We start from the raw sequence: 17,351 nt of genomic DNA on the forward strand, positions 1-17,351 counted from the left end.
TTACGGAGATAATAAGAACATGGCTGTTAAAGTCGCAATAAACGGTTTTGGCCGCATTGGTCGCCTCGTGCTGCGCGGCATCATTGAAAGCGGGCGCACCGACGTGGTGCCGGTCGCGATCAATGACCTTGGTAGCGTGGCCGACAACGCGCACCTGCTGTCCTATGACAGCGTGCACGGGCGCTTCCCCGCCGATGTGAAGGTCGAGGGCAACCAGATCATCATCACGGCCAATGGCCGCACCTATGCCCCCATTACCGTCTCGGCCGAGGCCGACCCCACCAAGGTGCCCTTCAAGGGCGTGGACGTGGCGCTGGAATGCACCGGCCGCTTTACCGACAAGGAAAAGGCCGCCCAGCTCATTACGGCAGGTGCGCGCAAGGTGATCGTATCCGCCCCGGCATCGGGCGTGGACGCCACCATCGTGTACGGCGTGAACCAGGACGTGCTGACGCCTGACATGACCGTCATCTCGAACGCGTCATGCACCACCAACTGCCTCGCCCCGGTGGCCAAGGTGCTGGATGACACGTTCGGCATCGAATGTGGCTACATGGTCACCATCCATTCCTATACCGGCGACCAGCGCACGGTGGACACGCTGCACAAGGACCTGCGCCGCGCACGTGGCGCCGCGCTGAACATGATCCCGACCTCGACCGGGGCCGCGCGCGCCGTGGGGCTGGTGCTGCCGCACCTCAAGGGCAGGCTCGATGGCACTGCCATCCGCGTGCCGACCCCCAACGTGTCGCTCGTCTCGCTCGACTTCGTGCCCAAAAAGGCCCCGGCCTCCGTCGAGGAAGTGAATGCAGCGCTGCTGAAAGCCTCCGAGTCGGGCCCGCTCAAGGGCATTCTTGCCTACAACACCGCGCCGCTGGTCAGCACCGACTTCAACCACTCGCCCGCCTCCTCCACCTTCGATGCCACCCAGACGGCGGTGATCGATGGCGGCAAGCTGGTGCGCATCTGCAGCTGGTACGACAATGAGTGGGGCTTCTCCAACCGCATGGCCGACACGGCTGCCGTATTCGGGGCACTGTAATGGGCGCGGCAAGCTTCAAGACGCTGGATGACCTTGATGCCACGGGCAAGAAGGTTCTCCTGCGCGCTGATCTGAACGTGCCGGTGCACAACGCCCAGATCACGGACGCCACGCGCATCCTGCGCCTGCTGCCCACCATTCAGGAACTGGCCCAGAAGGGGGCGAAGGTGATTGTTGTCAGTCACTTCGACCGCCCCAAGGGCAAACCGGTGCCTGAAATGTCGCTTGGCCCCATTGCCAACGCGCTGGGCGATGCGCTGGGCCGGCCGGTCACCTTTGTCGATGACTGCACCGGCCCCAAGGTGCAGCAGGCCGTGGACGCCATGCAGGATGGCGACGTGGTGGTGCTGGAAAACACCCGCTTCTACCCCGGCGAGGAACAGAACGACCCGGCGCTGGCCAAGGAATTCGCAGCATTGGCCGACTATTACGTCAATGATGCGTTCTCCGCCGCTCACCGCGCCCATGCCTCGACCGAGGGCGTGGCCCGGCTGCTGCCCTCCTTTGCAGGCCGCCTGATGGAGACGGAACTCAACGCGCTCAACATAGCGCTTGAAAACCCCGCCCGCCCGGTGGGCGCCATCGTGGGCGGGGCCAAGATCTCGACCAAGCTCGACCTGATCGGCAACCTGCTTGAAAAGGTGGACATGCTGATCATTGGCGGCGCCATGGCCAACACCTTCCTTGCAGCACAGGGCGTGGATGTGGGCCGCTCGCTGCAGGAGGCCGAGATGCACGACACCGCGCGTGCCATCATGGCCAAGGCGAAGGAAAAGAACTGCGAGATCATCCTGCCGGTTGATGTCGTGACCGCGACCGACTTCAGGGCGGGCGTGCCCACGCGCACGGTGCCGGTCAATGCCATTCCGGCTGATGCCATGGCGCTCGACGTGGGGCCGGAGACGGTCAGGCTGATCAATGAAAAGCTCACCACGCTGAAAACGCTGGTCTGGAACGGCCCGCTTGGCGCGTTCGAGGTCTCGCCGTTCGATACGGCTACCAATGAAGTCGCGCGCGAGGTAGGCCGCCTGACCGATGCAGGCGCGCTCAAGAGCATTGCAGGTGGTGGCGATACGGTCTCCGCCCTGCGCCATGCGGGGGTGGAGAAGCATATCTCCTACATCTCGAGTGCGGGGGGCGCCTTCCTTGAATGGCTGGAAGGCAAGACGCTGCCCGGCATCATGGCGCTTGAGGCCGTGTTTGAACGGGCCATGCCCATCTGAGCAGCCACGCCGTTACGTGAAGGAAGGGACCATCGTGAGGTGGTCCCTTTTTTCATGAACAATACTTTGAAATGACAGAAGTTTTGGTGAAGCTTTTTTAAAAACGGCGGCACCCGAAAACTTCTCTTTTTGCCCCTAGCGGTTGTAGGGGTTGGTATCCACCCGCACGGCCTTGCCGGTGCGGTCGTAATACAGCACGGCGGTGCCGCGTTTTTCGGCATAGCCATCCGGCTCGCCGGTGGGCGTCCAGAACAGCAGGCGGTTCACGTCCGGCTGTTCCTTGATCCTGTCGCCCTTGGGGATGAAGCGGTACTGGCTGTAATCCATGTGCAGGGTGGGCAGCGGCGGCTTTTTGGAAAGCTGATGCATGGTGGCATGGCGCTGCGAGGCCTCGCCGGGGTCTTCATTGCCTGCATCGGCATGGCCGCCTTCCGCCATGGCCACACCCGGCGCGACAGCAGCGCCCAGCCACGCAGCAAGGACCAAATGCCGTAACCTGATAGACATGAGCGCAGGCCTTTCCGTTCTTCCCGATTGCGGGGCCACCATCCCCCTTTTCCCGGCCTGACGCAATATCCGCCGTGGCACGCCTGCCTTACTGGAAAGGCAGGTAGCGGAAATCGAAGAAGATCTCGCTCAGGCTGGTCGTGGGCGCGCCGCCCATACCCCCCCATGTATGCACCCGCGAATAGGCCAACTGCGTGCCCGCCTGCACCGTGCCGTACTGGCCGTGGATGAAGCGGTACCATGCCCCGATGGTGAACTCCTCCACCGAGCGGATATTGGCGGTGCAGCCGCCAAGGGCTGCGGAGTTGAGGTCGGAGCCTTCGGTCATGCAGCCCGTGTTGTCGGCGTTGGGATTGCCATAGCCATAGCTGCCGCCATCTTCATCAAAATAGCTGCGGCCCGAGCGCTGCATGCCGAAATAGCCGTACACGTCGATCACCTTGTTGGGATGCGCGATCACGCCTGCCGTGGTCTGGGCGCTTGACAGCAGGGCGGGCGCGCCATTGGCGCGCAGCGTGGCATCAGGCAGCAGTACCGAACCGTAGCGGCCAATGCCCTTGCCCGCCAGGCCTGCCAGCCGCACTTCCAGCCGGTGGGGTATGACCGGCAGGATCATCGAACCACCAGCCCCCCAGGCGATGGCGGTATGGTTCTCGCCCACCCCGTTGATGACCGAGCGGTCATGCGGGAAGTGGACCACGCCCTCGACCTCGTAATGCCCCCATGAGGGGTCCCATGCCAGCTTGCCGATGACGTCGGGCGCGATCTCGTTGGAATAGTTGGTGGTGGCGCTGCTCAGCCCCACGCCGTTCGAGCCGAGCTTGGCGTAGCCGCCATTGGGCAGGCTGTATTCCCCGTTGTCGCCTGCGGCACTGAAGCCGGTGGTATCATAGATGGTGGCCGGGTTCTCGATCGAAAGGCCCGCCCACAGGCGGTGCTTGAAGAAATCCTTGACCAGCCGCACCTGCCACTGCCGCGACCAAGTCTGGCCCGCGAGGATGGAGGATTCAATCGTTTCGGGCAGGCTTTCCTGGCGGGGCACGATGCCCACGCGGTCGGGCGTGAGCATGGTCCAGGCCTGGCCGATGAGGAAATGCGTGTTCGCGCGCGAATCATCCAGCGTCAGGTAAGCCTGCCGCAGCCGGGGCACGTAGGAATTGCTTTCATACGGGTTGGTGGTCTCGGCACTCGCGCCAAAATCGGTTTCCACAAAGCCCGCCACGGTCAGGTGCGGGTTGAGCTGCCCGCGCGCCATGAGCGAGAAGCGCGAATACCGCGCATCGCCATTGAAGTTGGTGGTGTGGTAATTCGAGCTGTCGCGGAAGGGAATGGCATTCCAGTAGTTGAAGATGCCCGATGACACCTGACGGTTCTCGACCAGCGCCGCCGCATCGAAGAAGCCACCCAGAATGATCGCCACCGGGCCAAGGTGGAACACCTTGCTGCCCAGCGCGCCCGCCGACTGCGCGCCCACCGTCTCGCGGTTGTGGGGGCCGACATTGTTGTTGGCCATGTGCGAGATCAGATCTTCCTCGCGGTGCGCCACCACGGATTCAACCGTGGGCTGGTCACCAAGGGCCGATGTGGGGTCGGAATAGCCACCGATATGGGGGCGGCCCACCGGCTCGCCTGTCGCCGCCTGCTGTGTTGCATGGCCTTCCACCGGCACCCAGCCGCCGCGCACATGCCCGCCCGAGCCCGTGACCTCAAGCGGGTGGCCCGCGCCGCCGCCACCTGCCGCCGACGTGCCGCCGATGCGGGCGCGGTGCTGGGCGATCTGCTGGTGCATGGCGGCGAGTTCGTTCTGCAAGGCCTGCTGCTGCTGCTGCAGGTGGGCCATCTGGCGCTCCATGATATCCAGCGATTCGGGATCCTCATCGCCCCATGCAGCAGCCATGGGCACCAGAACGGAACACAGCATGAGCAGGCTGGCCAGACGGCCGGCGGGCTTGCCGGAGAGGAACGGAATCTGCATGTATCGCCAGGAGGCCCCATAACAGGTTTAAGACAGGATGTGACAAAACATGTCCGGCAGGCCGGGTAAATGATAATTTGTTTTAATAAGTCGTGATCCGCCGCACCGTGCTGTTTGCGCCACGCGCATCATGGCGGAATATGGCCGCCCTGGCAGTCAATGTTACAAAATGTCAGGGCGGCGGGCCGTCAGCGCCATGACCGCATCCTTCCAGAACATGTCTTCTGGCGCGGGGGTCACGCTGCCGGTATCTACCGGGCCGAAACCCGCGCGCTGCAACAGCACGCCGAGCATGCGCCCGCGATCAGCAGGTTCGAGCGCCTGCCACAGCGCCGTGGCCTTCTGCGGTATGAAGCGCTCGCCATAAGTCATGATGATCAGGCCGCCGGGCTGTAGCACGCGGGCCACCTCGCGCAGCACCTGCACCGGCTGGCGCAGGTAGGGCACCACGTCGCACAGCAGTGCGGCATCCATGCTTTCATCGGCAAGCGGCAGGTCGGGGGTTTCGTTGATGTCCTCCACCACGCGGTCAGTCAGGCGCGGGTTGGCATCAAGCGCCTGCGCGTTGACGCCGATGCCGATCACGCTGTCGAATTCCATGTCGGGCGGCAGGTGGCTGTCGGGGCCTGCCATCAGGTCGAGGATGTTGCCATCCTCGGGCAGGAGCGTGCGATAGAGCGCGGTGATGGCCGTCTGCGCGCCCTGGTCAAGCTGGGGGCCGGTGGGCCTGCGCGAATAGAACAGCGTATCGGACTCAGGAGAGGCGACGGTGAAGGAATGCGGGTGAAACCCGTGCAGGTCGTTCATGAATGTGCCAGACAGTACAGGTGTAACAATGCGATACGGGGCGGGCGTATCACGCCCCGTGCCGTGGAGAACAGGAGAAAAGCCGAATGGCCCGCATGATCCATTCCATGATCCGCGTACTTGATGAAGCCGCGAGCCTTGCCTTCTATGAAACCGCCTTCGGCCTGAAAGTGGCCGACCGGCTTGTTTTTGATAGCTTCAGCCTCATCTACCTGTCGAATGACGAACAGACCTTCGAGCTGGAACTGACCGTAAACCACGGCCGCAAAAAGCCTTATGACCTGGGCGATGGCTACGGGCACCTTGCCGTATCGGTGGCCGATGTCGATGCCGAGCATGCCCGGCTGACCAAGGCGGGCCTTGCGCCGCTGGCAGTGAAGGACATGTCGTGTGGCGAGCGCTTCGTGGGAAGGTTCTTCTTCATAACCGACCCCGATGGCTACAGGATTGAAGTGCTGCAGCGCGGAAAGCCGGGGCGTTTTATCTGATCGGGCTTGCAAGCAGGCGCGGGCGGTGCCATCCCGCTCGCATAAAGGGGTGGCGAACCGCTATACAGGACGGATGATGACCGGTTTTTTGAAAATGCACGGGCTGGGCAATGATTTTGTGGTGGTCGATGAGCGTGCGCAGCGCCATGACCTCACGCCTGCCCGCATTGCCGCCCTGTCCGACCGGCATACCGGCATCGGCTGCGACCAGTTTGTCATCCTGCGCCCGGCCTGTGCCGAGGGTGCTGATGTGTTCGTGCGTTTTTTCAATGCCGATGGCTCGGAATCCGGTGCCTGTGGCAATGCCTCGCGCTGCGTTGCCGACCTGGTGGCGCGTGAAAGCGGGCGCACCAGCATCGGCCTGCAGACCCGCGCGGGCGTGCTGCCCGCCACCATCGTGCGCCCCGGCATGGTCACGGTGGATATGGGCGTGCCCGCACAGGGCTGGGAAGATGTGCCACTGGCCCAGGCCACGGACACGCTGCACCTACCCATTGCGGGCGACCCGGCGGCGGTGTCGATGGGCAACCCGCATGCCACCTTCTTCCTGCCCGCGCCCGATGCGATGGACCCGTGTACAGCAGGGCCGGAACTCGAGCATCACCCGCTCTTTCCCCAGCGCGCCAATATCGGCTTTGCCCATGTCACCGCGCCGGACGCCATGCGCCTGCGCGTGTGGGAGCGTGGCAGCGGGCTGACGCGCGCCTGCGGCTCGGGCGCGTGCGCCGCCGTGGTCAACGCCATACGGCGCGGGCTGGTGGAGCATAGTTGCACGGTGGCGATGGATGGTGGCGAACTGCGCATTACGTGGCGCGAGGCGGACGGCCATGTGCTCATGACCGGCCCTGCCGTGACCAGCTTTACGGGCCACTTCAACCCTGAAGACTACCCACGATGAAAAAGCCCGAAATCCTCACCTTTGGCTGCCGCCTCAACACCTATGAGAGCGAGGTGATGCGCAACCACGCGGCAGGCCTGGACAATGTGGTGATCGTGAACACCTGCGCGGTCACGGGCGAGGCCGAGCGCCAGGCGCGGCAGGCCGTGCGCCGCGCCCACCGCGAGCGCCCCGATGCCCGCATCGTGGTGACCGGCTGCGCCGCCCAGATCGACCCCGCGCGCTGGGCCGCCCTGCCCGGCGTGACCCGCGTGCTGGGCAACCGCGAGAAGCTGGAGGCGGCAAGCTGGAGCGAGATGGCGCTGGGCGAAGGCCATGCCGTGTCCGACATCATGGCGGCGCGTGAAACCGCGCCGCATCTGGTGACCGAATTTGCAGGCCGCACCCGCGCGTTTGTGGAGGTGCAGCAGGGCTGCGACCACCGCTGCACCTTCTGCATCATTCCCTTTGGTCGCGGCCCGTCGCGCTCGGTGCCGGTGGGGGCCGTGGTGGAGCAGGTGCGCGCCCTTGTGCGCTCGGGCTACCGCGAGGTGGTGCTGACGGGCGTCGATATTACCTCATGGGGGCACGACCTGCCGGGCAAGCCGCTTTTGGGGCAGTTGTGCCGCAGGCTGCTGGCCCTCGTGCCCGAACTCGAGCGGCTGCGCCTGTCCTCGGTCGATCCGGTTGAGATTGACGAGGATATCTGGACGCTACTCGAAGGCGAGCCGCGCTTCATGCCCTACCTGCACCTGTCACTGCAGGCGGGCAGCGACATCATCCTCAAGCGCATGAAGCGCCGGCACCTGACGGCGGACGCAGCTTCTGTCGTGGCGCGTGCCCGCGCATTGCGGCCCGATATCGGCATCGGGGCGGACATTATTGCAGGCTTCCCGACCGAGGATGACGCGCTGTTTGAACAGACACTCGAATTCGTGCAGACCAATGCCCTGCCCTACCTGCACGTCTTTCCCTATAGTGAGCGCCCCGGCACGCCGGCGGCGCGCATGCCCGCCATTGCGGTGCCCGAGCGCAAGGCGCGCGCGGCACGGCTGCGCGCGGCAGGCGCACAGGCGGCACGCGCGTTTCATGAACGCCTGCGCGGGCGCACCCTGCGCGTGCTGATGGAAACCGACACGGCGGGCCATTCGGAAGAATTCGCGCCCGTGCGGCTGGTGGAAGGCGCCGTGTCGGGTGCGGGGCGGATCGAGACGGTGCGCCCGGTGGCGGTTGACGATAACGGACTGGTGGCGGAAATTCCCTGATATGGCTCTTGGCTTCTTTTCACGTCTCAAGGCGGGGCTTTCACGCTCCACGCAGAAACTCAGCGGCGGGCTGACCGCCGTCTTTACCCGGCGCAAGCTTGATGACCAGGCGCTCGAGGACCTCGAAGACCTGCTGATCTCCGCCGATCTTGGGCCCAGCGTTGCGGGCAAGGTGATCGAGTCCTTCCGCCGTTCCAAATTCGGCAAGGAAGTGACCGACGAGGAAGTGCGCTCTGCGCTGGCAGAGGAAATTGCCACCATCCTCCAGCCCGTCGCCATTCCGTTCGAGCCAGACCCGAAGCACAAGCCGCATGTGGTGCTGGTGGTGGGCGTGAACGGCACGGGCAAGACCACCACCATTGGCAAGATGGCCCGCTATTATGGCGAGCAGGGCAAGAAGGTGATGATGGTGGCGGGCGATACCTTCCGCGCTGCCGCCGTCGAGCAGTTGCAGGTGTGGGGCGAGCGCACCGGCGTGCCGGTGATTGCGGGCAAGCCCAATGCCGATGCGGCGGGGCTTGCGTTCGAGGCCCTCAAGCGCGCCACGGCGGAAGAGGCCGACCTGCTTCTGGTCGATACCGCGGGCCGCCTGCACAACAAGAGCGCACTGATGGAGGAACTGGCCAAGATCATCCGCGTCATGCGCAAGTTTGATGAAACCGCGCCCCATTCCGTGCTGCTGGTGCTCGATGCCACCACCGGGCAGAACGCGGTGGAGCAGGTGCGGGTGTTCAAGGAACTGGTCAACGTGACCGGGCTTGTGGTGACCAAGCTCGATGGCTCGGCGCGTGGCGGCATTGTGGTGGCGCTAGCCGATGCGTTCGGCCTGCCGGTGCATCTGGTGGGCGTGGGCGAACAGGCCGAGGACCTCCGCCCCTTCTCCGCCGAGGCATTCGCCAAGGGGCTGGTGGGTGATTCCATCAAGGTGGTTGAACGGGACGAGCCCCCCGCCACCGAAGCGGACGAGACGCCCGAAGCCGGTCAGCCGCCTGCACAGTAATCCTGCGAGGATAAAAGACAAAAGTTTCCCGGTGCCGCCTTTTTAAAAAAGGCGGCATTCTTCAGGAGTGTTTAAAAAAAGCCTACCAGAAATTTCTTTATCATTAAAACGCTTCGATATCTTTCCAGGTAAAAAATACATATATATATTTTCAAGGCCGCCTGCTGGCAGGATAATGTATATTTTTTGGCTATTCTTCTTCTGAAAAATACTTTTATCAATCCCTGACGTGTTCATGGCCTGTTTTGCAACACAGGCTCCTGCTGATTGCGACTTCAGGCATGTTTGATGGGCGGAAAGTTACCAGAAATATATCTTTATGAACATTTGTTAATAATTTTATTTTAAATAGCGCGGATTTTACATCAATTCACGCTCACTTTATTAAATATGTGCAAAATATTACAAATTAATTAGATTTTATAATTTGAAGTCAATTATGAAAATAATGCAATTATCGGGAAATTCTGGAACGGATTCCTCGTGAAGCAAATACTGACATCGATTGCTTTGATTTTCATAGTCGTGATCTGCATTGATGATGCGTTTGCCCAGAGTGAAACCTCCAAATCCCTGCCCGTCGAGCTTGAACCCTATTCCGCCCATGCCTTTCCGCTTGAAGGATGGGGCAACGCCGTGGTTGACCCGCAGGTGCCCACCCTGCACGGCGCGCCGCATCTGCTTGGCCAGTGGTTTGGCGCGCGCCGGTGGCTGAACAGGCATGGCCTGTACCTCAACTTTGCAGTCAATGAAGAATTCATGGGCAACGTGCGCGGCGGGCGCACGCGCTCCGACGTGCTGGCAGGCCAGGTGGCCGGTGAACTCGATATCGACTGGCAGCGGCTTGCGCATGTAAGCGGGTTATGGACCCACATGCTCGTCATTAACGGCCATGGCCGCAACTTTGGCTACAACCTGGGTGATTCGGTCACCAACCCCGAGCAGATCTATGGCGGGCGCGGCAATGTGGTGGCGCATCTGGTGGCGCTGTATGCCGAAAAGACATTCCTGCACAAACGGATCGTTGTTTCCGGCGGTGATATTCCGACCGGCAGCTTCTTTGCCTATGACTACGTGGCCTGTTCTTTCATGAACGTGTCGGTGTGCAGCAATTTCGCGCCGGGCAAATACGTGCCGGGCGGGCGTGACTGGCCCTCGGGCAATCTGGGCGGGGTGCTGCGCGTCTTCCCGGCCAAGAAAGTCTATCTCATGGGGGGCATCTTCATGGTGTCACCCCATTCCTATAACGGCGGAATTTCAGGCTGGGCGCTGGCCCAGAGCGGGATGAGCAAGGTCACATCGCAGGTCGAACTGGGCTGGATGCCGTGGTTTGGCAAGCATTCGCTGCGCGGCAACTACAAGCTTGGCGCGTGGTATGACAATTCGCGCTACCCCAACCTCTACTCCGATATTCATGGCAACTCCTTCCAGCTTACGGGCCAGCCGCGCCGCTATGAGGCGGGCATGAGCACGGCGTGGTTCATGTTCGACCAGATGCTGGTGCGCAATGGCCCCGGTGTGGCGGAGGGGCTGGTGGCGGTGGGGGGTGCCGGCTATTCGCAGGGCAACCTCGTGGCCATGCGTGACCATGAATGGCTCGGCCTTGTCGAATCAGGCTCGCCGTGGCACCGCAGGCAGGACCAGATCGGGGCCATGTTCCAGCACATGGACATGAGCAGCACGCTGTCATTGCAGCAGGAATCATCACGCGCGCTGGGCCTGCCCTACCTGAGCAACCAGTGGGGGCCGGTATGGGGCGTGCAGCATTGGGAAAATGTGTACGAAGCGTTTTACAGCACGCACGTGCTGCGCAATTCCACCACCATGCAGTTTGACTTCCAGTACCTGCAACACCCCGGCGCCACCACAACCTTCCATGATGCCGCCGTGCTTGGCATCCAGTTGACGGCCAACCTGTAAGGACGCGCGGGCCAGACGGTGGAAACGGGTGCGGTCCGGCATTCCGTCGCCTTGTCGTTTCACAGCCACATGATAGCGTGCGCCTGGACTGGCATTTCATGGAAAGCAGGATGATGGAAAACAGACAGGCGCTTTCCGTAAAGGAAAAGATGGCCTACGGCTGTGGGGATGCTGCCTCCAACATGATGTGGGGCATGACATCATCTTACCTGATGTATTATTATACGGATATATATGGCCTGCCGCTGCCTGCCGTATCGTGGATACTGCTGGTGGCGCGTGTTGTCGATGCCTTCTGCGATCCGGCCATCGGCTATGGTGTTGACCGCATCGGCGGTCTGATCGTGCCGCGCCTGATCCGCTTCCTTGCCATTCCCTTTGGCCTGATGGGCTTCCTGTGTTTTCTGGCCCTGCCACTTTCCCCCATGGGGAAAGTCATGTGGGCTGGAGCAACCTATATCGTGTTTGGCGCCATCTATTCCTGTATCAATACGCCCTATGGTGCGCTGGCCGTCATGATAAGCCGCTCTGCTACAGGGCGCGTTGGCCTTAATGCCTTCCGCATGATGGGTTGTCAGGCCGGATCGCTGCTTGTGGCGCTGCTGACCATTCCTGCCATCACATGGCTGGGTGGGGGCGAGAGTGCGGCGCAACACCGCTATGGCATGGCGGTTTATGTGCTGGCGCTGTCGGTTCTGGGCAGCTTTTTGTGGCTGTGCGTGGCGCGTGGCTGCACCGTGCGGCATCCACCAGCACCCGTCCGGCAGAACCTTATGGTCACGCTGCGCCATCTTTGTGGAAACCGGCACTGGGTGCTGAGCAACCTGCTCGCATTCTTTTATTTCGTGGGGCAGGCGGCCCTGTTCGGGTTTGTACTGTATTACGCCCGCACCATTCTGGGTGGCACGGAGCAGCTGGGCGCCAATATCATTACCTTCATCACCGTCCTGCTGTTTGCAGGCGTGCCCGCCTGCCTTCCGCTTGCCCGGCGCGTGGGCAGCGTCCGCAGCGGCATCATATGCCTGAGCGTGCAGGGGGCGGCCTACCTGATGATGGCTGCGGCGGGTGCATCCATGGCTGGTTTCTTGCTGTCCGTAGCACTTCTGGCGCTGGCGCAGGGCGTGATGTCTCCGCTGTATTACACCTTACTGGCGGAAGCCGTGGATAATGGTGATCCGCGCACCTCGACCGGAGCAGCTGGCCTAGCGTATTCGATCAACACATGGGTCACGAAACTGGCAATGGGGCTGACCGGATTCGTTCTGGCGCAGTTCCTGTCACAGGGCCATTACATCGAGGGTGGGGCTGCGCAGCCACCGGGACTGTGCGCATGGATCATGGCAGGATTTGTGTGGCTGCCACTGGGCGCAGTCTGCATGCAGGCGCTGTGCCTTGTGGCATGGCGCGGCAGGGCGTGACCATCATGTCAGCGCTGTAACTGAAGGAGGCCTGATCAGGCCTGCCCGGTCAGGTGCGCGCACAAACTCGGCTGCATGCCCGTGTGTGTCTCCTTGCCGCAGTGACGATGGTATCTATATGGACTGCCATCCCGAAACCTTCCTGCCCGCAGACGTTATGGAACGCGGCACGTTTCGCGGAAATGAATGGACCTGGCCGCTTTCCTTTTCATAATCGAGGAGGCGCGCGGGCGTGGCAAATATCGGCGGACAATGACAGTTCCGCTTTCCTGATGCCATCTGTGAACTCCATTACATTGAAACAAACCCCTGCAGGTTCATGCCCTCCGCTCTGTTGTGGCAGGACCAGGTTGAGCATTCGGCCCGTATTTCGCTTGAGCAATCTGAAGCCCTTCCGGAGCCTTTCGACTTCCTTGCCGAAGGTCAGGCCGGCTTCGGTCGCAGGCTTGATGCCGAAAGGGAAGCTGGGCGTGATCCATGCGATGTGCTTCGTCCTGTATTTCACGACCACACTGCGGTGGTGATCCGCGGATAGCAGCCCTCTGCCATTCCACCTGGCATCCTCAATGACTGCCCCCATGCGGGTAAAACACTACCTTGATGCAGTCATCCTTCTTGTCGCGGAATTTCTCATACAGGGCAGGCCCCTCCTCAAGGTTGGCGGTGCGGTGGCTGATGACGAAGGAGGGGTCGATCTCGCCGTTCTGGATGCGCTCAAGCAGGGGCTGGAGGTATTTCTGGGCATTGGTCTGCCCCGTGCGCAGGGTCAGGCCCTTGTTCATCAACAGCCCGATCATGACCGGCCCGAGCGCACCTGCGTAAACGCCGGGCATCGACACGATGCCGCCGGGCCTGCAGCCCAGAATGGCCTGGTTGAGCGCAAAGGGCCGCTCGAGCGTGGTGGCCGAGAGCAGGGCCGAGCCGACCTTCTGCATCATGGTATCCGCGCCATGGGCTTCCATGCCCACCGCCTCGATCACCGCATCCGGCCCCAGCCCGCGGGTCATGGCAACGAGGGTCTCCTGAATGTTCTCGGTGCCAAAATCGATTGTCTCGGCGCCCGCAGCGCGTGCCATGGCCAGCCGCTCGGGCACTTCATCTATGGCGATGACCCGCTTGGCCCCGAGCAGGAAGCATGAGCGGATCGCCATCTGCCCCACCGGGCCGCAGCCCCATATGGCGATGGTCTTTTCAGCCTCGGGCGTAATGTCGCAGTATTCTGCGGCCTGATAGCCGGTGGGGAAGATATCGGACAGGAAAAGCACCTGATCATCGCTCAGCCCTTCGGGCACGATGATTGGGCCAATATCGGCATGCGGCACCCGCAGGTATTCCGCCTGGCCGCCGGGAAAACCACCCGTGATGTGCGAATAGCCAAACAGTCCCGCCAGCGGGTAGCCAAATGTCTCGGCCTGCTGGCGGCCATTGGGGTTGGTGCGTTCACAGCAGCTCCAGTTGCCCCATTTGCATTGACGGCACGCCCCGCACGAGATGGTAAAGGGCACCACAACCCGGTCACCTACCGTAAGGCGCGTGTTGTCGCGCCCCACCTCCACCACCTCGCCCATGGTTTCGTGGCCAAGGATGTCGCCACACTGCATGGTGGGCATCATGCCATCCATCAGATGCAGGTCGGAGCCACAGATGGCGCAGGCCGTTACTTTGATGATGGCGTCATGCCCATCCATAATGACAGGATCAGGCACGCTTTCGCAGGTGATCTTGCCTTTTTTCTGCCAGGTCAGTGCTTTCATGGGAAAACGTCCTGCTTGAGGGGGATATCTGGCAGACGCATGGGGGGCGGTATGGTTTGCTGACCAGCTCCAGAAAAGCGCTCCGGTCGCGGAATAATCGTGATGAAAAACAGAAGTTCTTGGGTGCCCTCTTTCTTCAAAAAGGCGGCGTTCTTTGAAGCTTTTTGAAAAAAGCTTCACCAAAAACTTTTATTCCTGGGGTCTGGTTTCGCGTGGGGCGTAAAGCCGTTCCAGCATGGAAGGCCCCAGCACCTCGGCCGCAGGCCCGTCGGCCATGATCCGCCCCTGTCGCAGCGCAATGGCGCGGCCGAACACGCGGGCGGCGGCAAGCGGGTCATGCGTGGTGGCCACGATGGCGTGGCCCTGCGCGGCAAGCTTTTGCAGCAGGGCGTAAAGCCGCTGCTTCTGCCCGTAATCCAGCCCGGTTTCCGGTTCATCAAGAATGAGCGTGCGCGCACCTTGCGCCAGCGCGCGGGCCAACAGGGCCGCCTGCCGCTCCCCGCCTGAAAGTTCGGTATAGGGCCTGTCCGCCAGGTGGATGATGCCCAGCGCATGCAAGGCCTGCGTCACCTCCTCGCGGTCATGGCGGGGCAGGCCCGGCGCAAAGGGCGTTTCCGCCAGGCGGCCCATGCCCACGATGTCACGCACGCTGTAGGGAAAGAGCGGCACATGCCCCTGCGGCACATAGGCGATGCGCCGCGCCACCTCGCGCCGTGACCAGGCCTGCATGGGTTGTCCCTCCAGCAGCACCTGCCCTGCCCCCGGTCGCGCCAGCCCCAGCAGCAGGCGCAAGAGCGTGGTCTTGCCCGCGCCGTTATGGCCGAGCAGCGCGGTCATCTCCCCTGCCCTGATGCCAAATGACAGGTCATGCAGCACAATGCGCCCGGCATGGCTGAAACTGACATGATCCATGCACAGCACGACACTCATGCCCGCCACCCCCGCCGCAGCAGCGGCAGCACGGCCACGAACAGCGCAACACCGAGCAGGTCGGCAATCAGGCCCACGGGAATTTCCTCAACTGAAAGCGTGCGCGCCAGATCATCGCACACCAGCAGGAACATGCCGCCAAGGCATGCGCTTGTGGGCAGTACGCGCATGTTGCATGGCCCCACCAGCAGGCGTGCCACATGCGGCACCACCAGCCCCACCCAGCCAATCATGCCCGCAACCGAGACCGTGAGCGCCGCCAGCACGGTGGCCGCCCCAATCACGCCATAGCGCAGCGCCATGACCGGAATGCCCAGCGTGCGGGCCTCCTCATCGCCCATGGCCAGGCCATCGAGCATGCGCCCGCAGGCGCTGAGCAGCACGATGCCCACCACAACCGGCCCCACCATGACGCCCAGCGCATGCGGCGTAACCTGCGTGAGGCTGCCCAGCAGCCAGAACACGATGTCCGGCAACTGATTCTGCGGGTCGGCAATGTATTTGAGCAGCGACAGCAGCGCCGTGAACAGCGCCGAGCTGATCAGCCCGCCAAAGACCAGCATCAGCATCGACGCCGCATCGAACAGATGTGCCACCCCCACGCCACAGGCCACCGCCAGCAGGCCTCCCAGAAAGGACAGCCCGCCCACACCGGCAGGCCCAAGCCCCCACACAATGCCCAGCGCCGCCCCGGTGCCCGCACCGGCCAGCACGCCCAGCAGGCCGGGCGAGACCAGCGGGTTGCGAAACACCGCCTGATACGCTGCCCCCGCTACCGAAAGGGCAGCCCCCACGCAGATCGCGCCGCCAATGCGCGGCAGGCGGGCGCCAAACACCACGCTATGCACCATATGCGCCTGTGGTGTATCGGCCTGCGCCACCAGCCCCAGGCTTGCGGCCAGCGCGTGCAGCACCTGCGTGGGCTGCACCGCAAAGCGCCCGATACAGGCCGAGAAAACCGCAAGCCCCACCAGCACGATAATCGCCAGTGCCGCAGCCGTCAGTCCGCGCAGCCTCAAGGGGCGCTGCCCGGCACGGGCTGCGGCGGCTGGCCTGCAAGGATGCGCCGCGCGTCGTCCTCGATCAGGTTGTAGTGGAAATAGGTGCGGTAGAAATCCCGCGTCAGCGCCACGGGGTCGATGTCATCAAACAGGTCGGGGTGCAGCGTTTTCGCCGCCCAGCTGATCTGCAGCGGCAGTTCGCTGCCATAGCGATCCCACGGGAACACGCCAGATGGGTTGGCATGAACCCGCCCGTTGCGCACGGCGTCCAACCGCTGCCACAGCCCGCCATCGGCAGCGGGATCGATGGTGCCGCAATCAGGGCCGAGGATGATGACATCAGGGTTCCACGCCGCCACCTGCTCGGGCGTGACCGGCTTCATGTTGCCGCTCACCCCGGTTGCGGCATTGCGGCCCCCGGCCAGCGTGATCCATTCATCCACGATGCTGCCCGCCCCATCCACCCGCAGCGGGTGCAGCGACTGGATGTGCAGCACGCGCGGGCGCGCCGCCCCGGGCACGTTGGCAAGACGCTCGCGCACGTCATTGACCGTCTGCTTCATCATGGTGCGGTAATGGGTGGCGGTGGCGTGCGCATGCTCGGTGCCGAGGGCCGCCGCCGTCATGTCCACCACGCGCAGCAGGCCATCGACATCCTGAAACGAGGAGACCAGCACCGGAATGTCCACCGCGCCAAACGCCGTAATGGCCGCCGAGGCCTGCGGCACGAACACAAGATCCACCTGATCGCGCAGCAGGGATTCCGCATTGACCTGCGGCCCGTTGACCACCCGCGCCTGCGCAAGTGCCGGAAACACCCGGTACATCCACGGCCGCGCCTGCGGGCTGTCCACCGTCATGACAATCTGCTGCACGCCACCAAGCATCAGCAGCAGTTCGTTATGGGCAAACCACAGATCGGCAATGCGGGCAGGATGGTCGGGCACGGCCTGCACGTGGCCTGCCATGTCGGTAATTTCGCGCGCCGTGGCGGGATGGGCCGCGAGGCCCGCTGCCATGGCGCATGCCAGCGCCCCCGTGGCTACAGTGCATCTGCCCCAGTTCACAATCCTGTCCCCTGAGCGGTTATTATATCCTTGCAGATATATAGACTAACCGGCCCGGCGCAATCAGCCCCACAGAG

General features: G+C 62.8%; 16 protein-coding genes. 8 read left to right on the top strand and 8 right to left on the bottom strand.

Annotated elements, in window-relative coordinates:
• Nucleotides 1–19: 19 nt before the first annotated feature.
• Nucleotides 20–1,042 (top strand): type I glyceraldehyde-3-phosphate dehydrogenase, encoded by a 1,023-nt coding sequence (gene gap / locus OQZ28_RS06130; protein WP_458135490.1) that lies wholly within the window; start codon nucleotides 20–22, stop codon nucleotides 1,040–1,042.
• Complete coding sequence (locus OQZ28_RS06135; RefSeq protein ID WP_458135491.1) at nucleotides 1,042–2,265, top strand: phosphoglycerate kinase; 1,224 nt, start codon at nucleotides 1,042–1,044, stop codon at nucleotides 2,263–2,265. Before gap ends, OQZ28_RS06135 begins: the two co-directional genes overlap by 1 nt.
• Before the next feature lie 135 nt (nucleotides 2,266–2,400).
• Here the strand turns inward: OQZ28_RS06135 and OQZ28_RS06140 are convergent, their stop codons facing one another.
• From OQZ28_RS06140 to OQZ28_RS06150, 3 genes are all read right to left on the bottom strand, one after another.
• The gene (locus OQZ28_RS06140) at nucleotides 2,401–2,703 is read right to left on the bottom strand and encodes a hypothetical protein (RefSeq protein ID WP_061276046.1); all 303 of its coding nucleotides are present in this window, start codon (nucleotides 2,701–2,703) and stop codon (nucleotides 2,401–2,403) included.
• Between the two features lie 157 nt (nucleotides 2,704–2,860).
• Nucleotides 2,861–4,747, bottom strand: coding sequence for a hypothetical protein (locus OQZ28_RS06145; protein ID WP_458135492.1), 1,887 nt, complete (start codon nucleotides 4,745–4,747; stop codon nucleotides 2,861–2,863).
• A 162-nt stretch (nucleotides 4,748–4,909) separates the two neighbouring features.
• A complete protein-coding gene (locus OQZ28_RS06150; protein WP_130730177.1) occupies nucleotides 4,910–5,554 on the bottom strand; it encodes a class I SAM-dependent methyltransferase in 645 nt (214 codons plus the stop codon).
• Nucleotides 5,555–5,640: 86 nt separating this feature from the next.
• Between OQZ28_RS06150 and OQZ28_RS06155 the strand changes: the two genes are divergently transcribed.
• From OQZ28_RS06155 to OQZ28_RS06180, 6 genes are all read left to right on the top strand, one after another.
• Nucleotides 5,641–6,042, top strand: coding sequence for a VOC family protein (locus OQZ28_RS06155; protein WP_458135493.1), 402 nt, complete (start codon nucleotides 5,641–5,643; stop codon nucleotides 6,040–6,042).
• Nucleotides 6,043–6,115: 73 nt separating this feature from the next.
• Nucleotides 6,116–6,940 (top strand): diaminopimelate epimerase, encoded by an 825-nt coding sequence (dapF, locus tag OQZ28_RS06160; protein ID WP_458135494.1) that lies wholly within the window; start codon nucleotides 6,116–6,118, stop codon nucleotides 6,938–6,940.
• On the top strand, nucleotides 6,937–8,184 hold the full coding sequence (gene mtaB, locus OQZ28_RS06165; protein WP_458135495.1) for a tRNA (N(6)-L-threonylcarbamoyladenosine(37)-C(2))-methylthiotransferase MtaB: 1,248 nt from the start codon (nucleotides 6,937–6,939) through the stop codon (nucleotides 8,182–8,184). The genes dapF and mtaB overlap by 4 nt, the downstream gene beginning before the upstream one ends.
• Before the next feature lies 1 nt (nucleotide 8,185).
• Nucleotides 8,186–9,184, top strand: coding sequence for a signal recognition particle-docking protein FtsY (gene ftsY, locus OQZ28_RS06170; RefSeq protein WP_458135496.1), 999 nt, complete (start codon nucleotides 8,186–8,188; stop codon nucleotides 9,182–9,184).
• Between the two features lie 456 nt (nucleotides 9,185–9,640).
• Complete coding sequence (locus tag OQZ28_RS06175) at nucleotides 9,641–11,104, top strand: carbohydrate porin (RefSeq protein WP_458135576.1); 1,464 nt, start codon at nucleotides 9,641–9,643, stop codon at nucleotides 11,102–11,104.
• A 113-nt stretch (nucleotides 11,105–11,217) separates the two neighbouring features.
• A complete protein-coding gene (locus OQZ28_RS06180; RefSeq protein ID WP_458135577.1) occupies nucleotides 11,218–12,522 on the top strand; it encodes an MFS transporter in 1,305 nt (434 codons plus the stop codon).
• A gap of 208 nt (nucleotides 12,523–12,730) precedes the next feature.
• Here the strand turns inward: OQZ28_RS06180 and OQZ28_RS06185 are convergent, their stop codons facing one another.
• The 5 genes from OQZ28_RS06185 to OQZ28_RS06205 all read right to left on the bottom strand — a co-directional run bounded on the left by OQZ28_RS06185 (nucleotide 12,731) and on the right by OQZ28_RS06205 (nucleotide 17,226).
• On the bottom strand, nucleotides 12,731–13,027 hold the full coding sequence (locus tag OQZ28_RS06185; protein ID WP_458135497.1) for a hypothetical protein: 297 nt from the start codon (nucleotides 13,025–13,027) through the stop codon (nucleotides 12,731–12,733).
• Nucleotides 13,028–13,085: 58 nt separating this feature from the next.
• Entirely contained in the window at nucleotides 13,086–14,276 is a 1,191-nt protein-coding gene (locus OQZ28_RS06190) for a zinc-dependent alcohol dehydrogenase (protein WP_458135498.1), read from the bottom strand.
• Nucleotides 14,277–14,465: 189 nt separating this feature from the next.
• Nucleotides 14,466–15,206: an ABC transporter ATP-binding protein gene (locus tag OQZ28_RS06195; RefSeq protein WP_458135499.1), complete on the bottom strand. Its 741-nt coding sequence runs from the start codon at nucleotides 15,204–15,206 to the stop codon at nucleotides 14,466–14,468.
• On the bottom strand, nucleotides 15,203–16,219 hold the full coding sequence (locus OQZ28_RS06200; RefSeq protein WP_458135578.1) for a FecCD family ABC transporter permease: 1,017 nt from the start codon (nucleotides 16,217–16,219) through the stop codon (nucleotides 15,203–15,205). The genes OQZ28_RS06195 and OQZ28_RS06200 overlap by 4 nt, the downstream gene beginning before the upstream one ends.
• 2 nt (nucleotides 16,220–16,221) lie before the next feature.
• Nucleotides 16,222–17,226, bottom strand: coding sequence for an ABC transporter substrate-binding protein (locus tag OQZ28_RS06205; RefSeq protein ID WP_458135500.1), 1,005 nt, complete (start codon nucleotides 17,224–17,226; stop codon nucleotides 16,222–16,224).
• Nucleotides 17,227–17,351 lie beyond the last annotated feature (125 nt).

The sequence above is a fragment of the Komagataeibacter sp. NFXK3 genome, assembly GCF_054182245.1.